The sequence below is a fragment of the Arthrobacter sp. C9C5 genome (assembly GCF_013359735.1).
Lineage (GTDB): Bacteria > Actinomycetota > Actinomycetes > Actinomycetales > Micrococcaceae > Arthrobacter.
The window spans coordinates 1-18,661 of sequence record NZ_JABFMX010000004.1 but is presented as its reverse complement, the minus strand read 5'-3'; the positions used below and the strand labels follow the sequence as shown (position 1 = coordinate 18,661).

17 protein-coding genes are annotated in these 18,661 nt (G+C 68.2%); 3 read left to right on the top strand and 14 right to left on the bottom strand.

Going from position 1 to position 18,661, the window contains the following annotated elements:
- Nucleotides 1–2: 2 nt before the first annotated feature.
- The 3 genes from HNO80_RS04050 (at nucleotide 3) to HNO80_RS04040 (ending at nucleotide 3,627) form a co-directional block, all read left to right on the top strand.
- Nucleotides 3–1,523: an MmgE/PrpD family protein gene (locus HNO80_RS04050; protein WP_175321563.1), complete on the top strand. Its 1,521-nt coding sequence runs from the start codon at nucleotides 3–5 to the stop codon at nucleotides 1,521–1,523.
- Nucleotides 1,523–2,425, top strand: coding sequence for a methylisocitrate lyase (prpB, locus tag HNO80_RS04045; protein ID WP_175321562.1), 903 nt, complete (start codon nucleotides 1,523–1,525; stop codon nucleotides 2,423–2,425). Before HNO80_RS04050 ends, prpB begins: the two co-directional genes overlap by 1 nt.
- Before the next feature lie 62 nt (nucleotides 2,426–2,487).
- Nucleotides 2,488–3,627, top strand: coding sequence for a bifunctional 2-methylcitrate synthase/citrate synthase (locus tag HNO80_RS04040; RefSeq protein ID WP_175321561.1), 1,140 nt, complete (start codon nucleotides 2,488–2,490; stop codon nucleotides 3,625–3,627).
- A gap of 76 nt (nucleotides 3,628–3,703) precedes the next feature.
- Here the strand turns inward: HNO80_RS04040 and HNO80_RS04035 are convergent, their stop codons facing one another.
- From HNO80_RS04035 to HNO80_RS03970, 14 genes are all read right to left on the bottom strand, one after another.
- Nucleotides 3,704–4,606 carry a hypothetical protein gene (locus HNO80_RS04035; RefSeq protein ID WP_175321560.1) on the bottom strand — a complete coding sequence of 301 codons (903 nt, stop codon included), beginning with the start codon at nucleotides 4,604–4,606 and terminating at the stop codon, nucleotides 3,704–3,706.
- Nucleotides 4,607–4,765: 159 nt separating this feature from the next.
- Nucleotides 4,766–5,266 carry an NUDIX domain-containing protein gene (locus HNO80_RS04030; RefSeq protein WP_175321559.1) on the bottom strand — a complete coding sequence of 167 codons (501 nt, stop codon included), beginning with the start codon at nucleotides 5,264–5,266 and terminating at the stop codon, nucleotides 4,766–4,768.
- Between the two features lie 32 nt (nucleotides 5,267–5,298).
- Nucleotides 5,299–6,090 (bottom strand): hypothetical protein, encoded by a 792-nt coding sequence (locus HNO80_RS04025; protein WP_175321558.1) that lies wholly within the window; start codon nucleotides 6,088–6,090, stop codon nucleotides 5,299–5,301.
- Between the two features lie 2 nt (nucleotides 6,091–6,092).
- Nucleotides 6,093–6,596, bottom strand: coding sequence for an RNA polymerase sigma factor (locus HNO80_RS04020; protein WP_175321557.1), 504 nt, complete (start codon nucleotides 6,594–6,596; stop codon nucleotides 6,093–6,095).
- A 578-nt stretch (nucleotides 6,597–7,174) separates the two neighbouring features.
- The gene (locus tag HNO80_RS04015; RefSeq protein ID WP_175321556.1) at nucleotides 7,175–8,842 is read right to left on the bottom strand and encodes an HNH endonuclease signature motif containing protein; all 1,668 of its coding nucleotides are present in this window, start codon (nucleotides 8,840–8,842) and stop codon (nucleotides 7,175–7,177) included.
- A gap of 90 nt (nucleotides 8,843–8,932) precedes the next feature.
- A complete protein-coding gene (gene xerD / locus HNO80_RS04010; protein ID WP_175321555.1) occupies nucleotides 8,933–9,967 on the bottom strand; it encodes a site-specific tyrosine recombinase XerD in 1,035 nt (344 codons plus the stop codon).
- The gene (locus tag HNO80_RS04005; RefSeq protein ID WP_175321554.1) at nucleotides 9,967–10,629 is read right to left on the bottom strand and encodes an NUDIX domain-containing protein; all 663 of its coding nucleotides are present in this window, start codon (nucleotides 10,627–10,629) and stop codon (nucleotides 9,967–9,969) included. Before HNO80_RS04005 ends, xerD begins: the two co-directional genes overlap by 1 nt.
- A 27-nt stretch (nucleotides 10,630–10,656) precedes the next feature.
- Nucleotides 10,657–12,423, bottom strand: coding sequence for a CTP synthase (gene pyrG, locus HNO80_RS04000; RefSeq protein WP_175321737.1), 1,767 nt, complete (start codon nucleotides 12,421–12,423; stop codon nucleotides 10,657–10,659).
- Nucleotides 12,424–12,498: 75 nt separating this feature from the next.
- Nucleotides 12,499–14,238: a DNA repair protein RecN gene (recN, locus tag HNO80_RS03995; RefSeq protein WP_175321553.1), complete on the bottom strand. Its 1,740-nt coding sequence runs from the start codon at nucleotides 14,236–14,238 to the stop codon at nucleotides 12,499–12,501.
- A 3-nt stretch (nucleotides 14,239–14,241) separates the two neighbouring features.
- On the bottom strand, nucleotides 14,242–15,279 hold the full coding sequence (locus HNO80_RS03990) for an NAD kinase (protein WP_175321552.1): 1,038 nt from the start codon (nucleotides 15,277–15,279) through the stop codon (nucleotides 14,242–14,244).
- 38 nt (nucleotides 15,280–15,317) lie between these two features.
- Complete coding sequence (locus tag HNO80_RS03985) at nucleotides 15,318–16,130, bottom strand: TlyA family RNA methyltransferase (protein WP_175321551.1); 813 nt, start codon at nucleotides 16,128–16,130, stop codon at nucleotides 15,318–15,320.
- Nucleotides 16,127–16,372, bottom strand: coding sequence for a hypothetical protein (locus tag HNO80_RS03980; RefSeq protein ID WP_175321550.1), 246 nt, complete (start codon nucleotides 16,370–16,372; stop codon nucleotides 16,127–16,129). Before HNO80_RS03980 ends, HNO80_RS03985 begins: the two co-directional genes overlap by 4 nt.
- Nucleotides 16,373–16,382: 10 nt before the next feature.
- Nucleotides 16,383–17,375 carry an HAD-IIA family hydrolase gene (locus HNO80_RS03975; RefSeq protein WP_175321549.1) on the bottom strand — a complete coding sequence of 331 codons (993 nt, stop codon included), beginning with the start codon at nucleotides 17,373–17,375 and terminating at the stop codon, nucleotides 16,383–16,385.
- Between the two features lie 6 nt (nucleotides 17,376–17,381).
- Nucleotides 17,382–18,661: tetratricopeptide repeat protein (locus tag HNO80_RS03970; protein WP_249777158.1), on the bottom strand; the 1,280-nt coding region annotated here is incomplete at its 5' end.

Sequence of the window (18,661 nt, the reverse complement as noted above, 5' to 3'; positions counted from 1 at the left end):
CCATGGTTAAGGAACACCACGTCCGCGTTTACAAGAGCGAGGAAAACCTGGCCCGCGAGGAACAGCTCGCCTACAAGATCGCCAAAGTGGCCGCGGATCCCGTCGCCGTCTCCGACGAGGTCACCGACATGGTGATCAACCGCGTCATCGACAATGCTTCGGTGGCCATCGCCTCCCTGAACCGCGCCCCGATCGTCGCCGCCCGCGCCCAGGCACTCACCCACGGCCCCAGCACCGGCGGCAAGGGCTCGAAGGTGTTCGGCATCGAGGAGCGCGTGGCTCCGGAATGGGCGGCCTGGGCCAACGGCGTCGCCGTCCGCGAACTCGACTATCACGACACCTTCCTTGCCGCGGACTACTCCCACCCGGGCGACAACATCCCGCCGATCCTCGCCGTCGCCCAGCACGTGGGCTCCAGCGGCAAGGACCTGATCCGCGGCATTGCCACCGGCTACGAAATCCAGGTCAACCTGGTCAAGGCCATCTGCCTGCACAAGCACAAGATCGACCACGTAGCGCACCTGGGCCCCTCCGCCGCCGCCGGCATCGGCACCCTGCTGGGCCTCGACGTCGAGACCATCTTCCAGTCCGTCGGCCAAGCGCTGCACACCACCACCGCCACCCGCCAGTCCCGCAAGGGCGAGATCTCCACCTGGAAGGCCCACGCCCCCGCCTTCGCCGGCAAGATGGCTGTTGAATCCGCCGACCGTGCCATGCGCGGCCAGACCTCCCCGGTGCCGATCTACGAAGGTGAAGACGGCGTCATCGCCTGGATGCTCGATGGCCCCGACGCCAACTACACGGTGCCACTGCCCGAGGACGGCGAAGCCAAGCGCGCCATCCTGGACACCTACACCAAGGAACATTCCGCCGAGTACCAGGCACAGGCGTGGATTGACCTGGCCCGCAAGCTGCACGGCGAACACCCCGAGGTCACCGACCCCGCCAACGTCGAATCCGTGCTGATCAAGACCAGCCACCACACGCACTACGTGATCGGTTCCGGCGCCAACGACCCGCAGAAGTACAGCCCCACGGCAAGCCGGGAAACCTTGGACCACTCCATCCCGTACATCTTCACGGTGGCCCTGCAGGACGGGGCGTGGCACCACGTCGATTCCTACGCCCCGGAGCGCGCAGGCCGCCCGGACACGGTGGAGCTGTGGCACAAGGTGACCACGGTCGAGGATCCGGAATGGACCCGCCGCTACCACTCCCTGGACATCGCGGAGAAGGCCTTCGGCGGTTCCGTGGAGATCACGCTCAAGGACGGCACCGTCATCACCGACCAGATTGCCGTCGCCGACGCTCACCCGCTGGGCGCCCGGCCGTTCGCCCGCGAGCAGTACGTCAACAAGTTCCGCACCCTCGCCGCCGGCCTCGTGGCCGAGGACGAGATCGAGCGCTTCCTGGCCGCTGCCGCGCGGCTTCCCGAACTCGCCGCCGGCGAGCTCGACCAGCTCAACATCAAGGCAGCCGACGGCGTGATCGACCTGGCCGCCGCCCCGAAGGGACTCTTCTAATGCTGTATTCGAAGACCACGCCGGAGCAGAAGCGGATCCGGTTCCGGGAGCTGCTTGCTTCCGGGACCATCCAGCAGTTCCCGGGTGCGTTCAACCCGCTCTCGGCCCGGCTGATCGAGGAAAAGGGTTTCGCCGGGGTGTACATCTCCGGCGCCGTCCTCGCCAATGACCTCGGCCTGCCGGACATCGGGTTGACCACGCTCACCGAGGTGGCCACCAGGGCCGGGCAGATAGCCCGGATGACGGACCTGCCCTCGATCGTCGACGCCGATACCGGCTTCGGCGAGCCGATGAACGTGGCACGCACCATCCAGGAGCTCGAGAACGCGGGCCTGGCCGGCTGCCACATCGAGGACCAGTTCAACCCGAAGCGCTGCGGCCACCTCGACGGCAAGAACGTTGTGGACCTCGACACCGCAACCAAGCGGATCCGCGCCGCGGCCGACGCCCGGCGGGATCCCAACTTCCTGATCATGGCCCGGACCGACATCCGGGCCACGGACGGCCTCGAAGCGGCGCAGCAACGGGCCAAGGCCCTGGTGGAGGCCGGCGCTGACGCGATCTTCCCGGAAGCCATGAAGGACCTGAGCGAATTCCAGGCGATCCGCGACGCCGTCGACGTGCCGGTTCTGGCCAACATGACCGAGTTCGGCAAGAGCGCGCTGTTCACGGTGGACGAGCTGGCCGGCGTCGGCGTCAACATGGTCATCTACCCGGTGACGCTGCTCCGTAGTGCCATGGGCGCTGCTGAGCGTACTCTGGAATCGATCAAATCCGACGGCACCCAGGAGGCACAGGTTTCGAGCATGCTGACCCGTGCGCGTCTCTACGACCTCGTCGACTACGAGGCGTACAACCGCTTTGACACCGGGGTCTTCAATTTCCAGATCCCCGGCATCTGACACCCCCACCGGACTGCCGGCCCCGGCCGGTCAACAGGCGTTAGGAACAAAGGAGTTTCAGCATGGCTGAAAATGAGATCAAAAAGGGCCTTGCCGGCGTCGTGGTGGACTACACCGCGGTGTCCAAGGTCAACCCGGATACCAATTCGCTGCTCTACCGCGGCTACCCCGTCCAGGAGCTGGCCGCCAAGTGCAGTTTCGAGGAAGTGGCCTATCTGCTGTGGAACGGCGAGCTGCCGACGCCGGAGCAGCTGGCGGAGTTCACCGCACGCGAACGCGCGGGACGTGCGCTGGATCCGGTGGTCAAGCAGGTCATCGACGCACTGCCGCTCACCTCGCACCCGATGGACGTTTGCCGCACCGCGGCTTCGGTGATGGGCGCCCGGCACCCGCTCGCCGAGGACTCCTCGCGCGAGGCCAACATGGCCAAGGCCGTGGACCTCTTCGCCGCCATGCCGGCGGTCGTGGCCTACGACCAGCGTCGTCGGCACGGACAAGCGGCAGTGGAGCCCCGTGATGACCTGGGCTATTCCGCCAACTTCCTGTGGATGTCCTTCGGCGAGGAGCCGGTGCAGGAAGTCGTGGAGGCCTTCAACGTCTCGATGATCCTGTACGCCGAGCACTCCTTCAACGCCTCGACGTTCACGGCGCGGGTGATCACCTCGACGCTCTCGGACCTGCACTCGGCCGTGACCGGCGCGATCGGGGCGCTTAAGGGGCCGCTGCACGGCGGCGCGAACGAGGCGGTCATGCACACCTTCGACGAGATCGGCATCCGGCAGGAGGAGTCGCTCGACGAGGCGGCGGTCCGGGCGAAGGCCTGGATGGAAGATGCCCTGGCGCACAAGAAGAAGGTCATGGGCTTCGGCCACCGTGTGTACAAGCACGGCGATTCCCGGGTGCCCACCATGAAGGCGGCCCTGGACAAGATGATCGCGCACTACGGCCGTCCGGAGCTGCTGGGTCTCTACAACGGACTTGAGACCGCGATGGACGAGGCGAAGGCGATCAAGCCGAACCTCGACTACCCGGCCGGACCGACGTACCACCTGATGGGTTTCGACACGCCCACCTTCACTCCCCTGTTCGTGGCCAGCCGGATTACCGGCTGGACCGCGCACATCATGGAGCAGTTGGACTCGAACTCGCTGATTCGCCCGCTGAGCGAATACAACGGTGTCGAGGAACGACACGTACCGTAGACCGCCAGCAAAAAGCGCGGGCCGCCCACCTCTTGGAGGTGGACGGCCCGCGCTTTTTGTTGCCTCGTCGTAGTGGCTAGCCCACGTTGATCTTCAGCGAAGTAATCATCCGCTTCGCGTTCAGGTATTCGGGGGTCTGCATGTAGGCCCGGGCTGCCTCCATTGAGGGGAACGTCTTGGCTCCCTTGCGCATTGGGTCGTCCTCCGTGTCACCCACGCGGACCTGGAAAGCGTCGGCGAAGGAATACAGCGGCGGATCGGCCGGACCGTTCACCACGTTGTAGAACATGCAGGTGGTGCCGCCCTGGCCGGCCAGGGTACTGGTCAGGCCGTAAGACGCGGTGACGTGGTCTGCTTCCTGGAGGGCACGGAAGGCGAACCTCGGCGTGACGGAGCCCTTCGAAGGCTGGTACGGGAGATTCACTTCGACCGAATCAAGCACTGTGTAGGGAACCGCGCCCTGGCATGCGCCGCCTATCCCGCCGGACGGTCCGAAGTGCAGGGACGCCACAACCACGCCCGCCTCGTTTGCGACGTCCACATCGACCCCGCCGGAATCGGAGGCCCCGGTGGCAGGGGAAACACGCCAGGCGGCCGGGTAGTCGAAACTGACCCGGGCATCGGCGCTGGTGAAGGTCCGCCAGGCCCCCGGCGAAGGAGCGGGGGTGGCCGGAGCGGAGGTTGCGGATGTTGCCGACGCCGACGGCGTCGCGGATTCCGATGCCGTGGCGGTGGGCGACGGTGCCGTCGTGACGGTAGCGGACTCGGTCGGCGTGGATACTGCCGCCGTCGAGGCCGCAGCGGGGGCCGGGTCGGCGGGCCGCATATTGCCGGCGACGGCGACGCCCCCGGCGACGGCCGCCAGGGCGACGATAACGACGGCAGCCGCCAGCGGCCAGCGTCGGCGCGTACCGGTCCCGGCCGGCTGTTCGTCGTCGTAGGGCTCCCCGCCCGAAAGGTCGTGCTTGCTTGAGTCCATGCCCTGCCCCCAATGTGGTCCGTGTGCCGCTTGCCGGTTAGCGAAGGAAGTGCCTGGATCGCCGTTGCGCAACGTTCGAAGCCTAGGCTACCGGCCAAGCCGCGGCATTCCCCGCATCGAGGTTTCGAGTCGCGGAAATATTCGTCGCGGGCGCCCGGCTCAGCCCTGCGTGGACCTCTGAGTGGAGGGGTAGCGGATCGACGCCACCGTTTCGTTGTCCTGGTTGAGGACCACGACGACGTCGATGGTTTCGCCTGCCAGCGCGGGCGGAAGCCAGTGCTCGGCGTCCTGCCACATGCGGTGCAGCGGAAGCTCCCCGACGCCGAACCATTCGGGCGTTATTTCCGGGCTTTCGGCGGGTTCGCCGTTCCAGCGCCGGGCGGTGAAGAGCCGGCAGGCCATATTCCATTGCGGCCGGGCGGGAAAGATGAACTCGACGTTGCCGGCGTGGACCAGGTCCTCCTGGAGCACCACGACGCCGACCTCTTCCCAGACCTCGCGGACAACGGCCTCGGCGTCGCTCTCCCCCGGTTCGACGTGGCCGCCGACGCCGACGATCTTGCCGACGCCGAACCCGGTCCTTTTCAGGCCCAACAGCACCTCCGCGCCGACCGCCGTGTCACGGAGCAGGAAGCAGAGAGTCACTGGTGTGAGGTTCATGTATTCCACCCTAATGGCCGCCGACGCCGAAGCTACCCGGCCGCCGGGCCCTCGCCTACCAGCTTCGGCCGCAGTTTGACCGGAATTCCCTTGGCCGCGAATTCCTTGTCCATGGCCTGCTGCGCAGTGAGTCCCTGATTGTTCGTCGCCTGGAACTCCCAGTTGAGGACGTAGGCCCACTCCTGCCGGACGTCACAGAGGAAACGGCCGTTTTGCAGCTTGGCAATCTTGTACCACGCGTTGCCGCCGTCGAGCTGGAGCGCCCGGATGCCGTCATCGGAAATGGAGTAGGCGAGCCAACCGTCAGCACAGCCCAGCACTGTGTAATAAGCCTGCTCGGCGGCGGGTATCGGCTTGATGGCACGCGTCTGGTCATTGCGCTGCTGGTCGATATTGGACAGCGTGCACGCGACGCCGCCGGTGCTCAATGCTGAGGCATTCGTTGGAGCGGGAGCGGCGGTGGACGTGGGCGCGGTCGGGGTGGCCGAACTCGGTGAGGGGCTCGCGGGACTCGGTGAGGGGCTCGCGGAGGCGGTCGCCGTCGGGACGCCGGTCTGGGCAGGGCCGGGCGCCGATTGCGGCATCAGGTTCCCGCCGATGACCACTGCGGCAACGACAGCCGCAGCGGCCAGCACCGTTGCCGCCGCGGCCCTGACGGTTTTGCGTCGTGCCGGTGTCCGCCCTGCCGGAGTGCGCCCAGCCAGCTGGACAATGTTGGGATCGGTAGAAAAGACGACAGAGCGGGCAGCATCGCTACCCGGCGCCACGCCCGGTACACCGACACGTGGCTTGGCGTCCTTCATGAGCTGTTCGATGCGGTCCATGGCTAGTCCTTCCGTTCGGTCATGAGATGGGTCGGCGCGGCCTTCGCGAAGGCCCGGCGTGCCCGGTGCAGTCGGACTGCAGCGGCGGACGGAGAACATCCCAGCGCCTGGGACAATTCAGCGGTGGTCAGTTCGTCCCAGTAGCTGAGCATGAGGACCTCGCGATCCCGCTCCCTCAGCCGCGCTAGAACCTCCGCTACGGCGGCGCGTTGTTCAGTGTCTGGCCCTGGAACCTGGCTGCGGGCCTCATCTTCCAGCCGATCGACCAGTTCCTGGCGGCGACGGCGGCCCTTGTATTCGTTGCCGATCACGTTCCGGGCGGTCGCCAACAGCCAGCCAATACCGGGCGGTTCCGGCAGCTGTTTTTCCCAGGCAATCCTGAAGACATCCGCAGCCAGTTCCTCGGCCCGGTGCCGGTCACTGATCCGGCAGGCAATGTAGCGGTAGACCCGCACTGAATGCTGAGTGTGCAGGTCAATGAACGCTTGCTCTTTGGCAGCCAACATGGTGCTTCCCCCGGACATCGGATGACTTCTTCCTGAAGACTAAGTGTCCCGTGACGGGTTTTTTCTTACACGGGCCACTAAAAACATTCAGGAGCGGAGATTCTGGCAAGATGTCGTGATGCCCTTCGCTTTGCGCGAGCCCGCCCTGCCCGACGCACCAGAGATCGCTGAACTGCACGTGGCCACGTGGCGGGAGACGTACTCACGCATACTTCCTGAGGATTTCTTCACCGACGAGCACGTCCGGAGCCGACACCAGATGTGGAACGACATCCTCGGGAATCCCCGCGAGGAATGGACTATCAGAATCGCGGAAAGCAAAGGACAGATCATCGGCTTCGGCTTCGCTGGTCCCAGCCTCGGACCGGAAGGCGGACAATCCTCGGGCGGTGGCGTTCTATCGCCGCAACGGCTTCGAGTTCGACGGTACGGAGCAGACGGGCCCCGGTGCTCCAAAGATTGTCGACGTACGCATGCTGAGGTGAGGGACATTCAGCTGGACCACTGCGTCCGGTCTCCTACCCGTCACCCGCGGTCAATAGGCCACTGCCTAGGAGCAGCTATTCGCCAGCAGTCGTTCAGGCCGGTTGGAGGAGGCGCCCTACCGGCGTGGTTTCCATCGCCGCCGACCAGTCCGGGTCGGTCGCTTCCGCGGCCGGGAAATCGGGCCAGACCGTGAAGGCATGCCAGTTCGGCAGGGGGTCCTTCGGCAGTTCAAGGTCGGGATGTCGTCCGTGATCCTCCTCCGGAAGCGACTCCGGTGCGCTCTCTGGTCCCGGACCTGGGGTCAATCCTTGGTTGGACTGGAAGTCCGTCTCCGTGATGAACGACGGCCAGTGGGGTGGTTCCCAGTCCTGGTGCTCGCTGGGGTAACTTCGGCCCGACGGTGACACCCACCCGGGTGGGCCGGTCATGCTGGCTGCGGTGGGCTGCCAGGCAGTGCAGTGTTTGAGCCGATGGTGTTTGCGGCACGGTTGGCCGAGGTTGGTGATGCCGGTGGTGCCGCCGTCTGCCCAGGCCAGGAGGTGGTCTGCCTCGTTGTCCAGGGACTGGTTGTTGCAGCCGGGAAACGGGCACTTGCCGTCGCGGAGCCGCAGCCACTGACGCATGGCCTTAGGGATGCGGTAGCTGGTCCGGCCGATCTCCAGCGGGGCGCCGTCACGCGGGTCAGTCAGGACCCGGTAGAAGGAGTCGGCGCCGTCCGCTATCAAGCGTCGGGCCATGGACGGCGGGATCGGACCATGCCCGTCCAGGGTCGCCGGTTCCTCGGACGTGCCCAACAGGGCCATCACCGGGACAGTGATCAGAACCTGTGCCCGCGGGGCCGGGACCTCCCCGGCCACAGCCTCGCCCCCACCGCTGCCCGCTCCGCCGTCGGCCGCTCCCCCGGTGAGGAGCCAAGTGGCGGCAACGTCCGCACGGAGCTGGGAAAGGGTCCGAGCCTCATCGGCGCCCTGTCGGGCCCGGGCGGCAGTGGTGGTCCGTTCCCAGATCCCGACGGCCGTGTCCGCGGGCAGGTAGGCAGAGAGCCAGGCCATCCCGTCCCGGTCGGGACAGTACTCCACCCGCCGGTCCGCGGCACTTCGGGTGTGGCGTGTTTCGATGCTGGCCGGGTGGTGGCGTTCGCGCCAGGTACGGGCCTTGGCCCGGAACCGGCCCGGCACGAGCTCTCCGGCCGGGCACCCGCGGGCCGGATCAGGCCCGTCCGGGTCCAGGAAGTGGGCCTCCAGCGCCGCCGCCCCGGCCGGATCCAGGCCCGCGGTTTCGTTGACCATGATCCGGGCATGCTGCCACGAGATCGTCCCGGCCTGTAGGGCCGCCAGGGTCAGCGGGAGCGCCGTCGTCAGTAGCTGGCTCTCGGACAGGAGGGCACCGGCGGCTCGTTCACTGACCGTCAGGACGCACGCAACTTCGGCCACCAAGGCCATCTCCTGGGCGGTGCTTTCCTGCGGGGACGCCGGCGGCGCCAAGGCCTTGGCCGCCAGCGCATACTCCGCGGCGAGCCTGACCTTCAGTGCGGCGGTCCGGGCCTCCAACCGGGCCACCTCGGACAGGGCGTCCAGGCACGCATCCGCCACATCACGCAACGGGTCAGAATCCCGCAGCAAATCGCCCGGCAGCGACGCGCCGGGTCCATTAGGCCTCTCTCCACCGGTGGCGGTAAGGGCACCCAGCGCAGCAGCGGACGTGGCAACGGCCGCCACCGCCTCCCTGATCTCCCCGCTGAATGCCACTCTGCTTTTCATACCCAAAGCCTATGCGCGGGCACTGACAATTATTGATGGCGTTGCGATGGATCCTGACGATCAGCGGTTACCGCCGGCAGCCTGGCCGCTTCAGCCCAGCGCCCTCGGATGCGCGGCGGCGTAGATCTCGCGCAGCGTGTCAGCGGTGACCAGGGTGTAGACCTGTGTGGTGGTTACGGACGCGTGGCCCAGCAGTTCCTGCACAACGCGGACATCCGCCCCGCCCTCAAGCAGGTGCGTGGCGAAGGAGTGCCGCAGGGTGTGGGGCGAAACGTCCTTGGTGATGTTGGCCTTCTCGGCCGCGGCTTTGAGGATGGTCCAGGCGCTTTGGCGGCTGATCCGGCCGCCCCGGGCGTTCAAGAAGAGGGCCGGGGTGCCTTTGCCCTTGGCGGCCAGCAACGGCCGGCCGCGGACCAGGTAGGCGTCCAGGGCGCGGGCTCCGTAGGATCCCAGCGGCACCAAGCGTTCCTTGGAGCCCTTGCCGAACAGCCGGACAATCGCCGGGCCGGGCTCGTCGTCCCCCTGGAGCGAGATGTCGTCGACATCGAGTCCCACGGCCTCGCTGATGCGCGCCCCAGTGGAATACAGGAACTCGAGCAGGGCGCGGTCGCGCAGTCCGGTTGCCGTGTCGGTTCCGGCCGCTTCCAGGATGCGGGTTACCTCATCGACCGTGATGGCCTTGGGCAGCCGTTTTCCGGGCATCGGCGGGTGCACATCACTGGCCGGATCGGCGGGCGTGACGCCTTCCAGCGCCCAGAACTTGTGCAGCCCGCGAACCGCCACGACCGTGCGGGCGGCCGAGCGCACCCCGAGGGCGGAGCCGCCGTCGGACCCGTCGGAGAGCGCCTGCACGAAGCCGGTCACGTCGCGCCGGGTGATCTCCTCCGGGCGCTGGCGGCCGGCCCGGGCGAGGTGCCGGGCGTAGCGCGCCAGGTCGCGCCGGTAAGCGGAAAGGGTGTTCGCGGCCAGACCGCGCTCGACCCCCATGTGCTGCAGGTAGTCGGTGATGGCCCGGTCGACGGCGGTCAGCGGACGGGCGGGCACGGCCTCGGCAGGAGCTTCGGCGGGCGCGGCCTCGCCAGGAGGTTCGACGGCGGGAGGTTCGGCCGCCAGCAGTCCGGTCATCAGCGCTGGCTGGGGTGGGCCGGCCACGGCGCGTTGGCCGGGCGGAGTCCCTGGAACCCGTCGGGCCGGGCCGCGGCGGCGGCAAGGATCCCGACGACGGCGGAGGGGTTGTGCAGGCGCCCCTCCAGCACGGCCGAGACGGCCGCGTCGAGCGGGATCCAGTGCAGCTCGATTTCCGCTTCCTCGTCGGTGCGGACGTGCAGCTCGTGGCCGGGCACGTCGCTTAGGTCCCGGGCTAGGTAGATGCGGATGGCCTCGCTGGAGGATCCGGGCGAATTGAAGAAGTCCGCCAGCACGTTCCACGTTCCAGCCACCAGGTCCGCCTCCTCGGCGAGCTCCCGGGCCGCCCCGGCGACGAAGTCCTCGCCCTCGACGTCGAGCAGCCCGGCGGGAATCTCCCAAAGGGCCATGCCCACCGGGTGCCGGTACTGCTTGATCAGCAGGATCTCGCCGGCGTCGTTCATCGGCAACACGGCCACCGCACCAGGGTGGTCGATGTAATCCCGAACCAGGGGCTCGCCGTCGTCGCTCAGCTGGAAACTGTCGCTGACAACGTCCCAGATCCGGCCCTGATAGACCTTCTCGGAAGACAAAAGACGGCGCGGGCTCGGCTCATCCGAAACCTGCCGTGCAGCATTGGGGGTCTCAGGCTTACCGGGCATCGCGCCGTCCTTTGATTCAGTTGGGAGTTACTTTGACTCTGCCGGAGTCGACTTGGCGGCCGCAGCCTTGCCAGCGGCAGCGGCCGGCTGGCCCGCACCGTGCTGGTGGTCCAGGGCCGCCTTGACCAGTCCGGCGAACAGCGGGTGCGGGCGGGTGGGCCGTGAGCTCAGCTCCGGGTGCGCCTGCGTGGCCACGTAGTACGGGTGGACTTCACGGGGAAGCTCGACGTACTCCACCAGCTTGCCGTCCGGCGAGGTTCCGGAGAACACGAGGCCCTGGGCGGCGATCTGCTCGCGGTACTTGTTGTTGACCTCGTAGCGGTGCCGGTGGCGTTCGCTGACCGTGGTGGTGCCGTAGGTCTCGGCGATGACCGAACCCTCGTCCAGCTTGGCCTCATACAGGCCCAGGCGCATGGTGCCGCCGAGGTCGCCCTTGCCGTCGACGATGTCGAGCTGCTCTTCCATCGTGGCGATGACCGGGTACTTGGAGTCCGGCTCGAACTCGGAAGAGGACGCTCCCTCGAGGCCGACCACGTTGCGGGCGTACTCGATCACCATGCACTGCAGGCCCAGGCACAGGCCCAGGACCGGGAGCTTGCTTTCGCGGGCGTACTTCAAGGCGCCGAGCTTGCCCTCGAGGCCGCGAATGCCGAAGCCGCCGGGAACGCAGATCGCGTCCACCCCGGCCAGGGACTTCACGGCACCCTCGTGGGTTTCGCATTCGTCCGAGGGGACCCAGCGGATCTTGACCTTGGTGTCGTTCGCGAAGCCGCCGGCACGCAGCGCTTCGGTCACGGACAGGTAAGCGTCCGGCAGGTCGATGTACTTGCCGACGAGGGCAATCTCCACCTCGTGCTTGGGGTTGTGGACAGCCTCGAGGAGCTTGTCCCAGCTGGTCCAGTCGACGTCCTTGAACGGCAGGTCCAGGGCGCGGACGATGTAGGAGTCCAGGCCCTGGGAGTGCAGCGTCTTGGGGATGTCGTAGATGCTCGGCGCGTCCGGGCAGCCGATCACGGCGTCAATGTCGACGTCGCACATGCGGCCGATCTTGTCGCGCATGGCCTGCGGGACTTCGCGGTCCGAACGGATCACGATCGCCTCGGGCTGGATGCCGATGGAGCGCAGCGCGGCGACGGAGTGCTGCGTCGGCTTGGTCTTCAGTTCCTGCGAGGGCCCGATGTAGGGCACGAGGGAGACGTGCAGGAAGAACACGTTGTTCCGGCCGACGTCCTGGCGGACCTGGCGGGCGGACTCGAGGAACGGCTGGGATTCGATATCGCCGACGGTGCCGCCGATTTCGGTGATGATGACGTCCGGGGCGTTCTTGCCCTCGGCGGGGAGCCGCATGCGGCGCTTGATCTCATCGGTGATGTGCGGGATGACCTGGACGGTGTCGCCGAGGTACTCGCCGCGGCGCTCCTTGGCGATGACCGTGGAGTAGACCTGGCCGGTCGTGACGTTGGCCGAGCCCTCGAGGTTTTCATCGAGGAAGCGCTCGTAGTGGCCGATGTCAAGGTCCGTCTCGGCGCCGTCGTCGGTCACGAAGACCTCGCCGTGCTGGAAGGGATTCATCGTGCCCGGATCCACGTTCAGATAGGGATCGAGCTTTTGCATTGTTACAGACAGGCCGCGTGCCCGCAGGAGGTGACCGAGGCTCGAAGCCGTCAGCCCCTTACCGAGCGAGGACGCCACACCACCGGTTACGAAGATGTGTTTGGTCGTCTTGGACGAGCCCGGGAACCGGGAATTTACACGGGAATTTGATCGCTGCACCACGGAATTTGAGCCTATCATCAATTCGGCCGTCCCAGGGTCGATAAAACACCGCTGTGATGGTCATCCCAGTCCCGGCGCGCCGGGACCCGCGCGTCACGCCTGTTGCGGGAGGAGCTTGGCGTCGTCCAACAGCTCCTGGGCGTGCGCCCGGGCCGATTCCGAGTCTTCCTGCCCGGCCAGCATGCGGGCCAGTTCGCGGACGCGTTCCGCCTCGTCCAGCAACTGGACGTCGCTGGAGGTGAAGCCGGTCGCCGTCGCGCCGTCGGCCCCGCGCACCGAGGTCTTGGTGACCCGGATGTGCTGGTCGGCGAAGGCCGCCACCTGCGGCAGGTGGGTGACCACGAGGACCTGGACATGCCGGGCGAGCATGGCCAGCCGGCGGCCGATCTCGACGGCGGCTCGTCCGCCTACGCCGGCGTCGACCTCGTCGAAGACAAACGTCGGCACCGGGTCGACGGCGGCCAGCACCACTTCGATGGCGAGCATCACGCGGGAGAGCTCACCGCCGGACGCACCCTTGCCCAGCGGCCGGGCCGGCGCGCCGGAGTGGGGCTGTAGCAGGAAGGAAATCTCGTCGGTGCCGAACGGGCCCAGCTGCTCGCCGGGGTCCACATTGATGACCAGGGTGGCGTCGGCCATGGCCAGCGCGGTCAGCTCGGCGCTGACCCGTGCGGAGAGGTCCTTGGCGGCCTTCTTCCGGGTCTTGCTGATGGCCGCAGCCTGTTTGCGGAGGTCCGCCTCGGAGCGGGCGACCTCGGCGTCCAGAGCCTCAATCCTGGTGGAGTCGTCCTGGAGCTCCCCGAAACGGGCCCGGGCCTGCTCCGCCCAGAGCAACACCTCGTCGATGCTGGGCGCGTACTTGCGCACCAGCTTAGCCAGCGCGGCACGCCGGTCCTCGATCTCGGCCAGGCGTTCCGGCCCTTCGGTGTCGAGGGAGGCCTGGTAGCTGGCCAGCTCGCCGGCAATGTCGTTGAGCAGGAAGCCCACCTCCGCCAGCCGGGCGGCGGCAGAGCCCAGTTCACCGTCGTGTTCCGCGACGTGCTCCAGGGTGCGTTTTGCGGCGTCCACCAGTGTGGTGGCATCGGCGTCCTCGCCGAAGTCCTCGGAGATGAGGGCCTGATGGGCGGTACTGGCGGCGATCCGGAGCTCTTCGACATTGGCGAGCTTGACGGCCTCCGCCTTCAGCGATTCGTCCTCGCCGGGCTGCGGGTCGACGGCGTCGATCTCGGCCAGGGCTGCCTCGAGGGATTCCGCCTCCCGCAGCCGTTCGCGGGCGGCGCTGCGGAGTTCGTCCAGCTCGGCCTGGCTGGCCTTCCAGTGGACGTGCAGCTCCTGGTAGGCGGCCAGGGAACCGGCCAGGCCCTCCCCCGCGAACTTATCCAGGGCTTCGCGCTGCGCCACCGGGCTCTTGAGCCTGATCTGGTCCGACTGGCCGTGGACCACCACCAGCGTCCCGCCGATCTCGGCGAGGACTCCGACCGGCGCGGCGCGGCCGCCGAGGTAGGCGCGGCTACGCCCGTCGGCACCGACGCTGCGGGCGAGCAGCAGCTCGGCGCCGCCGTCGAACTCCTCGACCTCGGCTCCGGCTTCGCGCGCCCGGCTGATCGCAGCGTGCCCGGCGTCGAGCTTCAGCACGGCTTCGGCGGAGGCGCTTTTCGCCCCGCTGCGGACGGCGCCGGCGTCGGACCTTGCGCCGAGCAGAAGGCCGACGGCGGTGACCACCATCGTCTTGCCGGCGCCGGTCTCGCCGGTCACCACGCTCAGGCCGGGGCCCAGCGGCAGCGTCGCGTCGGTGATGACGCCGAGGTCGCGGATTCTCAGTTCTTCAAGCATGGGTCACTTCGCAGTCGAGGGATCAGTTGGTGCTTCCGGGTCCGCGCCGGGGCCCGCATGACGGGGCGTGGGCAGCGCACGGCTCGGCCGCGGGGTGCGAACCACCGGCACGGGCCCGGTGAGGATGGTGTCGGTTTGCGGCACCGGACCGCGCCAGCCCTGGATGGGGAGCTCGAACTTGCGGACCAGGCGTCCGGAGAACGGCGTCTGGTGGGTGCGGGCCAGCCGTACCGGCGTGGCCGAGCGGGTCACTTCCACCCGGGCTCCGGGTGGCAGGTCCACGGAGCGCCGGCCGTCGCACCAGAGCACGCCCTGGGCGTCGGTGCGGTTCAGGATTTCGACGGCCAGCCGGGACCTGGGCGAGACCACGAGCGGCTTGGCGAAGAGGGCGTGGGCGCTGATCGGCACGATCAGCAGCGCCTCGACCTCCGGCCACACCACGGGGCCGCCGGCGGAGAAGGCGTAGGCGGTTGATCCGGTGGGGGTGGCAAGGACGACGCCGTCGCAGCCGAAGGAGGTGAGCGGGCGTTCGTCGACTTCGGTGACCACCTCGAGCATCCGTTCCCGGTTGCCTTTTTCGATGGCCGCCTCGTTCAGCGCCCAGGTGTGCCAGATCTTCTGCCCGCGGACCCACACCTGCACGTCGATGGTCATCCGCTCTTCCACCGTGTACTGGCGGCTGGCGATCCATTCCACGGTCTGGGCCAGGTCTGCCCGCTCGCTCTCTGCGAGGAAGCCGACGTGGCCGAGGTTGACGCCGAGCAGCGGCACGTCCACCTCGCGGACCAGCTCCGCGGCGCGCAGGATCGTGCCGTCGCCACCGAGCACCATGACGAGTTCGACGTCGGGCAGTTTGACGTGGTCGTGCAGGACCTCGACGGGCTGGTCCAGGCGGCCGAAGAACCTGACCATGTCCGCAAGTTCGGATTTCTGCATCACGGCGACGAGGCCGGAGGCATGCAGCTGGGCGCACGCTTCCCAGGCGGCCTTGAGGGATTCCTCGCGGCCGGTGTGGGCAAGGATGAGGACACGCCTGCTCATCGGGTTCCGCCTTCTAGTGCTTCTAGTGCTGCTTGCTTTCAGGGCTGCGGCCAGATCGTTCCGAGTAACGCAGCAACGGCTGCGTCCCGCTCCTCGATCTTAGGCAGGTCTGTCCGGATCCCGCGTTTTATCCACAGGAAGTACTCCACGTTTCCGTCCTGGCCGGGCAGCGGACTCTGCGCGAGGCCGGCCAGGTCCAGGCCTGCGTCCATCGCCGCCGACGCCACCTTGGCGACGGCCAGGCGGCGTTCCCGCTCGGAGGTGACCACGCCGGTGCGGCCCAGCCGGTCCTTGCCGATCTCGAACTGCGGCTTGACCATCAGGACCAGGTCCCCGCCGGGCTCGGTGCATGCCGCCAAGAGAGCCACCACGAGGGTCAGCGAGATGAAAGACAGGTCCGCCACCGTCAGCGCCGCCGGGCCGCCGATCATTTCCGGCGTCATGTAGCGGACGTTCAGCCCTTCGTGGACCGAGACCCGCGCGTCGTTGCGGATTTGCGGTACCAGCTGGTCATGCCCGACGTCGACGGCGACGACATGCGCGGCGCCGCGCCGGAGCAGCACCTCAGTGAAGCCGCCGGTGGAGGCTCCGGCGTCGAGGCAGCGCTTGCCGGAAACCTCGACGACGGGGAAGGCGTCCAGGGCGCCGGCCAGTTTGTGGGCCGCGCGGCTGACGTAGTCGTCCTCGCTGGTGGCGGCGACCTCAAGGACCATGCCGTCCTGGACCTGCAGGGAGGCCTTGGCGAGGACTTCGCCGCCCGAGCTGACCTTGCCTTCGCCGATCAGGCGCGCGGCATGGGTGCGGGACCTCGCCAGCCCGCGGCCGACGAGGGCCTGATCAAGCCTGGTCATCGCGGGGAGTCCTCCGCACGCTGCCCGGACACGTCCTCGTTGAGGGCTGCCGCCAGCTCGTCGTGCAGGCCGGCGTAGACCTCACCGTGGTCCGCGACCGGCAGTTCCGGCAGCGCGTTCAGGCGCACCAGCAAGGCAGCTACGGCCGGATCGTCGGCGGCGGCGGCGGATGGCGCCGGCCAGTCGATCCGGGCGTCAGCGCTCTCCGAATCGGCGTCGGTGGAAGAACTCTGCTCGGTCATGCTCTCCAGTCTAGTGATCCAGCCACTCAAGGCCGGGCGCCAGGGCGGTTGCAGTTTCGGGGTTCGCGGCCCACCAGGCGGCACAGGCTGCACGCCACGAGTCGAGGTCCGCGGGATCCCCGCTGACGCGCACCGTGCTCCCCTGCACGAGCGCCGAGGCCGCGCCGCAACGGTAGCGTCCCTCGGCGTCGTGCTCCACCGCCGGGTAGGGGCGGTAGAGGTCGGTGAGGTCATTGATCACGAAGGTGGGGCGTTCCATGGTGCGCGCGGCGAGGATGGATTCCCTCGTGTCGACGCCGGTCAGCACGGCCACCGTGGCGAAGCCGGCGTTGTTGCCGCCGAGGATGTCGGTGTCCAGCCGGTCTCCGACCACCAGCGGGCGGTCGACCGCCAGCCGCTTGGCGGCGGCGTGGAACAGCGGCGCCTCGGGCTTGCCCGCGACGAGCGGTTGCCGGCCGGTGGCGGCGGCGACGGCGGCAACCAGTGTGCCGTTGCCGGGCGCCATGCCGCGGGCCTGCGGAATGGACATGTCTGTATTGGTGGCCACCCACAGGGCGCCGGCCGCAACGACGTAGGAAGCCTCCGCAAGGTCCTTCCAGCCCAGGTCCGGGTGGAAGCCCTGCACGACGGCGACGGGGTCCTCGGCCTCACTGCGGACCGGCACCAGCCCGGCGAGTTCGATTTCGCGGGCCAGCGCGTCGCCACCGGTGATCAGGACGCGGGCGCCGGCAGGCAGCAGCGAGGCCAGCAGTTCGCCGGCTGCCTGCGGCGAACTCACCACCTGCTGCTCCTCCGCTGGGGCGCCGAGTTCGCGCAGGTGCTGCGCCACCTCGGCGGGCGAACGGGAGGCGTTGTTCGTCACGTAGCCCAGGCCGACGCCGATGCCGGCGAGCCGGCGGAGCGACTCCACGGCGCCGGGGATGGCGTGCGGACCCGCGTAGACGACACCGTCCAGATCAGCGAGGAGCGCGTCGAACCGCGAAATCAGCTCAGCTTCGGCCATTGCTGACTAGTCCTCGGCGCGTTCCGAGTGGTGGGACTCCCCGGCGTGGGCGTGCCCTGTTTCCAGTTCGTCGGATTCCAGTTCGTCGGATTCCACGGAATCCTCGTCGGATTCGGCGTCGTCGGATTCGAAGAAGTCGGGTTCTTCGTCGTCGGAGCCGGCTTCTAGATCGTGAGCCGCGGACTGCGGCGTGTCGGTCTCCGGGAGGCCGGCTACGGCTTCGGCGCCGGCGGCACGGGGTGCCGGCTCGCCGGACGCAGCGGCGGCCTGCTGCTCGGTCTGCTGCTGCAGGATCCGGCGGCGCTGCTCTTCCTCGCGGGCTTCCTCTTCCTCGTCCCAACCGAGGTCGATGATGTCCGGCTCCTCGTCAACGCCCATGCCTAGGGCCTTCTCGGCGACAACGGCCTGGCGCTGCCACTTCCCGGCTTCGGCTTCGCGGCCAGCTGCGGTCAAAGCGTCGGCGTAGGCGCGGAAGAGCCGCGGGCTGTAGGAGAAGGCGCGGTTGATGTCCAATTGCGCGATTTCGAGCTCTGAAACCGCGGCGTCGAGCTGGCCGAGGTCGGTACGGGCGCCGGCCGCGACGATTGCCAGTTCCACCTTGCCCGGAGCGTCGAGGTCCTTGGCCTCTTCGGAGCGGGCCATGTCCAGGGCACGATCCGCGCGGCCGAGGCCACGCTCGCAGTCGGCCATCACCGGCAGGTGCATGTTGGATCCGCTGATCCGGCGGTAGGTGCGGAATTCACGCAGCGCCTCACCGTAGTGTCCTGCAGCGTACGCAGTCAGGCCAACGGCTTCGCGGACCGCTGCGAGGCGGCCGCCGCGGCGGCTTGCCGCCAGGGCATGCTGGAAGGCGAGCTCCGGCTCGTCATCAAGAAGGCGGCCGGCCATCACGAGGTGGCGTGCCACCCATTCGGCGCTGTTGTCTTCAAGGGTCTTGATCTGGTGCTGCGTGGCCCGGTCGAGTTCCTTGCCGGTGACGTCCTCGTCGATCTGCGGTGAACGCTCGCGGTCCGGGCGGTTGGCGCTGCGCAGATCCCTGGCGTTCGGCTCGCGTACGGGGCGGTCCTCGGCGCGGTCGCGGCCGAACTGACGAGGACCGGACTCGGCGCGGTCAAAGCCGCGAGCGGGACGGTCCTCGCGGTTGCCGAAAGGCTTGCGATTATCCCCGCCACTGAAGGGCTTGCGGTCACGATCGCCACCGAAGCTGCGACGCTCCCCGCCCTCACGCGAGGGACGATCACCAAACGGCTTACGATCACGGTCGCCACCACCGCTGAAGGGCTTGC

What these genes read in the sequence shown, in the direction of transcription:
- HNO80_RS04050 (WP_175321563.1), top strand. Translation starts at nt 3, where the DNA reads ATGGTTAAGGAACACCACGTCCGCGTTTACAAGAGCGAGGAAAACCTG.
- prpB (WP_175321562.1), top strand. Translation starts at nt 1,523, where the DNA reads ATGCTGTATTCGAAGACCACGCCGGAGCAGAAGCGGATCCGGTTCCGG.
- HNO80_RS04040 (WP_175321561.1), top strand. Translation starts at nt 2,488, where the DNA reads ATGGCTGAAAATGAGATCAAAAAGGGCCTTGCCGGCGTCGTGGTGGAC.
- HNO80_RS04035 (WP_175321560.1), bottom strand. Translation starts at nt 4,606, where the DNA reads ATGGACTCAAGCAAGCACGACCTTTCGGGCGGGGAGCCCTACGACGAC.
- HNO80_RS04030 (WP_175321559.1), bottom strand. Translation starts at nt 5,266, where the DNA reads ATGAACCTCACACCAGTGACTCTCTGCTTCCTGCTCCGTGACACGGCG.
- HNO80_RS04025 (WP_175321558.1), bottom strand. Translation starts at nt 6,090, where the DNA reads ATGGACCGCATCGAACAGCTCATGAAGGACGCCAAGCCACGTGTCGGT.
- HNO80_RS04020 (WP_175321557.1), bottom strand. Translation starts at nt 6,596, where the DNA reads ATGTTGGCTGCCAAAGAGCAAGCGTTCATTGACCTGCACACTCAGCAT.
- HNO80_RS04015 (WP_175321556.1), bottom strand. Translation starts at nt 8,842, where the DNA reads ATGAAAAGCAGAGTGGCATTCAGCGGGGAGATCAGGGAGGCGGTGGCG.
- xerD (WP_175321555.1), bottom strand. Translation starts at nt 9,967, where the DNA reads ATGACCGGACTGCTGGCGGCCGAACCTCCCGCCGTCGAACCTCCTGGC.
- HNO80_RS04005 (WP_175321554.1), bottom strand. Translation starts at nt 10,629, where the DNA reads ATGCCCGGTAAGCCTGAGACCCCCAATGCTGCACGGCAGGTTTCGGAT.
- pyrG (WP_175321737.1), bottom strand. Translation starts at nt 12,423, where the DNA reads ATGATAGGCTCAAATTCCGTGGTGCAGCGATCAAATTCCCGTGTAAAT.
- recN (WP_175321553.1), bottom strand. Translation starts at nt 14,238, where the DNA reads ATGCTTGAAGAACTGAGAATCCGCGACCTCGGCGTCATCACCGACGCG.
- HNO80_RS03990 (WP_175321552.1), bottom strand. Translation starts at nt 15,279, where the DNA reads ATGAGCAGGCGTGTCCTCATCCTTGCCCACACCGGCCGCGAGGAATCC.
- HNO80_RS03985 (WP_175321551.1), bottom strand. Translation starts at nt 16,130, where the DNA reads ATGACCAGGCTTGATCAGGCCCTCGTCGGCCGCGGGCTGGCGAGGTCC.
- HNO80_RS03980 (WP_175321550.1), bottom strand. Translation starts at nt 16,372, where the DNA reads ATGACCGAGCAGAGTTCTTCCACCGACGCCGATTCGGAGAGCGCTGAC.
- HNO80_RS03975 (WP_175321549.1), bottom strand. Translation starts at nt 17,375, where the DNA reads ATGGCCGAAGCTGAGCTGATTTCGCGGTTCGACGCGCTCCTCGCTGAT.